Annotated in this window: 4 protein-coding genes; all 4 read left to right on the top strand. The window is 71.0% G+C overall.

Annotated elements, in window-relative coordinates:
* The coding region (locus tag IEZ17_RS11860; RefSeq protein WP_189299249.1) for an Rne/Rng family ribonuclease at positions 1-2,291 on the top strand (2,291 nt) is incomplete at its 5' end.
* A gap of 229 nt (positions 2,292-2,520) precedes the next feature.
* The gene (gene rplU, locus IEZ17_RS11855; RefSeq protein WP_043264321.1) at positions 2,521-2,841 is read left to right on the top strand and encodes a 50S ribosomal protein L21; all 321 of its coding nucleotides are present in this window, start codon (positions 2,521-2,523) and stop codon (positions 2,839-2,841) included.
* Positions 2,842-2,855: 14 nt separating this feature from the next.
* Positions 2,856-3,113, top strand: a complete 258-nt coding sequence (rpmA, locus tag IEZ17_RS11850) for a 50S ribosomal protein L27 (protein ID WP_189299247.1) — start codon at positions 2,856-2,858, stop codon at positions 3,111-3,113.
* A 158-nt stretch (positions 3,114-3,271) separates the two neighbouring features.
* On the top strand, positions 3,272-4,708 hold the full coding sequence (gene obgE, locus IEZ17_RS11845) for a GTPase ObgE (protein ID WP_189299245.1): 1,437 nt from the start codon (positions 3,272-3,274) through the stop codon (positions 4,706-4,708).
* Positions 4,709-4,748 lie beyond the last annotated feature (40 nt).

Below are 4,748 nucleotides of genomic sequence, written 5' to 3'. Positions count from 1 at the left end.
GGCGTCGCCGCAGCGGTGAGCCCGCCGAGGTGGAGGCCGCGCACGCGGACGACCCGGAGCGTACGGTCGTCAAGGTCCGCGAGCCCCGCAAGAAGGAAGAGGGCACCGGCGCGGACGAGGTGCAGTCGATCAAGGGGTCGACGCGTCTGGAGGCCAAGAAGCAGCGCCGCCGCGAGGGGCGCGAGCAGGGCCGCCGTCGGGTGCCGATCATCACCGAGGCGGAGTTCCTGGCGCGCCGCGAGGCCGTCGAGCGGGTGATGGTGGTCCGCCAGAGCGGCGAGCGCACCCAGATCGGCGTCCTTGAGGACAACGTGCTCGTGGAGCACTTCGTCAACAAGGAGCAGGCCACCTCGTACGTCGGCAACGTCTACCTGGGCAAGGTCCAGAACGTCCTGCCGTCGATGGAGGCCGCCTTCGTCGACATCGGCAAGGGCCGCAACGCCGTCCTGTATGCCGGCGAGGTCAACTTCGAGGCGCTGGGCATGGCCAACGGGCCGCGCCGCATCGAGACCGCGCTGAAGTCCGGCCAGTCCGTCCTCGTCCAGGTCACCAAGGACCCGATCGGGCACAAGGGCGCCCGGCTGACCAGCCAGGTCTCGCTGCCCGGCCGCTACCTGGTCTACGTGCCCGAGGGCTCGATGACCGGTATCAGCCGCAAGCTCCCGGACACCGAGCGGGCCCGGCTGAAGCAGATCCTCAAGAAGATCGTCCCCGAGGACGCGGGCGTCATCGTGCGCACCGCCGCGGAGGGCGCGAGCGAGGACGAGCTGCGCCGGGACGTGGAGCGTCTCCAGGCGCAGTGGGAGGAGATCCAGAAGAAGGCGAAGGCGTCCTCGACCAGCTCGCCGAGCCTCCTCTACGGCGAGCCGGACATGACCGTCCGGGTCGTCCGCGACATCTTCAACGAGGACTTCTCCAAGGTCATCGTCAGCGGTGACGACGCCTGGGAGACCATCCACGGCTATGTCTCGCACGTCGCGCCCGACCTCGTCGACCGGCTCCGGAAGTGGACGTCCGAGGTCGACGTCTTCGCGACGTACCGGATCGACGAGCAGCTGATCAAGGCGCTGGACCGCAAGGTCTGGCTGCCCAGCGGCGGTTCGCTGGTCATCGACAAGACCGAAGCGATGGTCGTGATCGACGTCAACACCGGGAAGTTCACCGGTCAGGGCGGCAACCTCGAGGAGACCGTCACCCGGAACAACCTGGAGGCGGCCGAGGAGATCGTCCGCCAGCTGCGGCTGCGCGACCTCGGCGGCATCGTCGTCATCGACTTCATCGACATGGTCCTGGAGTCCAACCGGGACCTGGTGCTGCGGCGGCTGCTGGAGTGCCTGGGCCGGGACCGCACCAAGCACCAGGTGGCCGAGGTCACCTCGCTCGGCCTGGTCCAGATGACCCGCAAGCGGGTCGGCCAGGGGCTGCTGGAGTCCTTCTCCGAGCAGTGCGTGCACTGCAACGGCCGGGGCGTCATCGTCCACATGGACCAGCCGGCGGCGGTCGGCGGTGGCGGCAAGCGCAAGAAGAAGGGCAAGGCCGGCGCCAACGGCGCGCAGCCCGACCAGGCTGTCGAGGCCGAGGTGACCGCGGAGGAGGCGGCGCCGGAGCTGGAGCCCGTGGCGGTGACGGAGGCCGAGCTCCAGCCCTCGGTGGACGGCACCGACGAGTGGTACGGCAGCCCGGCCGAGGCCGAGGCCGCCGCTGCCGGGCGGGGCCGTGGCCGCCGCCGGGTGAGCCGCAAGGTGTCCGCTCCGGCGGGTGCGCCCAAGGCCGCGGAGGAGGCCGCCGCGATCGTGGTGCCGGCCGAGCCGGCGGCCCCGGCCGCCGAGCCGGAGCCCGCTGTGGAGCCGGTGGCCGAGGCGCCGGCGGCGGAGCCCGCGCCGGCCCGGCCGCGTCGCCGGGCGACCCGCAAGGTGACCGCCCCGGCGGGTTCGCCGGAGGTCGCCGGTGAGGCGGCGGGCACGATCGTGATCACCGCGCCGGTGGCCGAGCCGGTCGAGGCGCCGGCCGAGAGCGCCGGGCTCGTCGAGGCGGCCGAGCCCGCGGAGGCGGCGCCCGCCGCCAAGAAGACCGCGAAGAAGGCGGCGGCGAAGAAGACCACCGCCAAGAAGGCCGCGGCGAAGAAGACCACGGCCAAGAAGGCGGCGGCGAAGAAGACCACCACCGCCAAGAAGGCCGCGGTCAAGAAGACCACCGCGAAGAAGACCACCGCCAAGAAGGCGGCGGCGAAGAAGACGGCGGCGGCCGAGCACTCCTCGGCCGGATCGGTGTCGGCTTCCGCGGAGGACTAGAAGTACCCGGTACCCCGGGCCGTCACGGCGGCCCGGGGCCGGTTTGACCCTCTGGTCCAGGCCCCGTAACCTGGACCGTCGGTGTCTGTGTGGCACCACCCCCCTGAGCAACTACCTCTCGGCTCCGCCGAGGGAGGCCGCTCGTCCACTCGGATTCCACGGGCCGTATCCCGAGCCCGTGTGAGCGGCTGGCATCAGAGGATCCGAACCTAGCGAAAGAGAGTTCCGCGTGTACGCGATCGTGCGCACCGGCGGGCGCCAGCAGAAGGTTGCTGTTGGCGACGTCATCGAGGTTGACCGCATTTCCACCAGCAAGGTCGGCGACGCCGTCGAGCTCTCCACGCTGCTGGTCGTCGACGGTGACGCGGTCACCAGCGACCCGTGGGTCCTGGCCGGCGTGAAGGTCCAGGCCGAGGTCGTGGACCACCACAAGGGCAACAAGATCCGGATCCAGAAGTACAAGAACAAGACCGGTTACAAGAAGCGGATCGGCCACCGCCAGCTCCACACGGCGCTGAAGATCACCGGCATCGACGCTCCGGCGAAGTAAGGGACTGAGGAGACATGGCACACAAGAAGGGCGCATCGTCCACTCGGAACGGTCGCGATTCCAATGCTCAGCGGCTCGGCGTGAAGCGCTTCGGCGGTCAGGCCGTCCTCGCCGGTGAGATCCTGGTCCGCCAGCGTGGCACCCACTTCCACCCGGGCACGGGCGTCGGTCGCGGTGGCGACGACACCCTGTTCGCCCTTCAGGCCGGCGCGGTGCAGTTCGGCACCCACCGTGGCCGCAAGGTCGTGAACATCGTCCCGGTCGCCGAGTAATTCCGGCCCGGACGTAGTACAGCAGCACGCCAAGGGCGGACCGCCTTTTCTCGCGGGAGCGGGAAGGCTGGTCCGCCCTTGGCGCGTTACGAAGAAGACATCCCCGCTGAATCCCAGCAGTACGCAGACAATCCCGCTGATCTGGAGGCATCCCCACCATGACCACCTTCGTGGACCGCGTCGAGCTGCACGTCGCCGCGGGTAACGGAGGCCACGGCTGTGCCTCCGTTCACCGGGAGAAGTTCAAGCCGCTCGGCGGCCCCGACGGCGGCAACGGCGGCCGGGGCGGCGACGTGATCCTGGTCGTCGACCAGGACGTCACCACCCTCCTCGACTACCACCACCACCCGCACCGCAAGGCCACCAACGGCCAGCCCGGCGCGGGCGACAACCGCGAGGGCAAGAACGGCAAGGACCTGGTCCTGCCGGTCCCGGACGGCACGGTCGTGCTGGACGGGAACGGCGAGGTGCTGGCCGACCTGGTGGGCCAGGGCACCACCTTCGTCGCGGGCCAGGGCGGTCGCGGCGGCCTCGGCAACGCCGCGCTGGCCTCCGCCCGCCGCAAGGCCCCCGGCTTCGCGCTGCTCGGCGAGCCCGGCGAGGCGCGGGACATCGTGCTGGAGCTGAAGACCGTCGCCGATGTGGCGCTGGTCGGCTACCCCAGCGCCGGCAAGTCCTCGCTGATCTCGGTGCTCTCCGCGGCCAAGCCGAAGATCGCGGACTATCCCTTCACCACGCTGGTGCCCAATCTGGGTGTGGTCACGGCCGGTGCCACGGTCTACACGATCGCGGACGTCCCGGGCCTGATCCCGGGTGCCAGCCAGGGCAAGGGGCTGGGCCTGGAGTTCCTGCGGCATGTCGAGCGCTGCGAGGTGCTGGTCCACGTCCTGGACACCGCGACCCTGGAGTCGGACCGCGACCCGGTCTCCGACCTCGACGTCATCGAGGAGGAGCTGGCGCAGTACGGCGGTCTCGGCGACCGGCCGCGGGTGGTCGTCCTGAACAAGGTCGACATCCCCGACGGCAAGGACCTCGCCGACATGATCCGCCCCGACCTGGAGGCGCGCGGCTACCGCGTCTTCGAGGTCTCCGCGGTCGCCCACCAGGGCCTCAAGGAGCTGTCGTACGCGCTCGCCGACATCGTCGCCAAGGCGCGGGCCGCCAAGCCGGTGCAGGAGGCCACCCGTATCGTGATCCGCCCCAAGGCGGTCGACGACGCGGGCTTCACGGTCACGCAGGAGGACGACGGCTTCTTCCGCGTCCGCGGCGAGAAGCCCGAACGCTGGGTCCGCCAGACCGACTTCAACAACGACGAGGCGGTCGGCTATCTGGCCGACCGGCTCAGCCGCCTCGGTGTGGAGGACGCGCTCCTCAAGGCGGGCGCCCGCGCCCTGGACGGCGTGGCGATCGGCCCCGAGGACAACGCCGTGGTCTTCGACTGGGAGCCGTCGATGTCGGCCGGTGCGGAGATGCTGGGCCGGCGCGGTGAGGACCACCGCTTCGAGGCGCCCCGGCCGGCCGCGCAGCGGCGCCGCGACCGCGATGCGGAGCGGGACGAGGCGCAGGGCGAGTACGACGGCTTCAACCCGTTCTGACGGGCGGGCGCCGGATACGGCGGCAGGCCCCCGGGAGGAG

It is taken from the genome of Streptomyces albospinus (genome assembly GCF_014648695.1).
In the GTDB taxonomy this organism is placed as follows: Bacteria; Actinomycetota; Actinomycetes; order Streptomycetales; family Streptomycetaceae; genus Streptomyces; species Streptomyces albospinus.
This window is presented reverse-complemented; position numbering and strand designations above follow the sequence as displayed.

What these genes read in the sequence shown, in the direction of transcription:
- obgE (WP_189299245.1), top strand. Translation starts at nt 3,272, where the DNA reads ATGACCACCTTCGTGGACCGCGTCGAGCTGCACGTCGCCGCGGGTAAC.
- rpmA (WP_189299247.1), top strand. Translation starts at nt 2,856, where the DNA reads ATGGCACACAAGAAGGGCGCATCGTCCACTCGGAACGGTCGCGATTCC.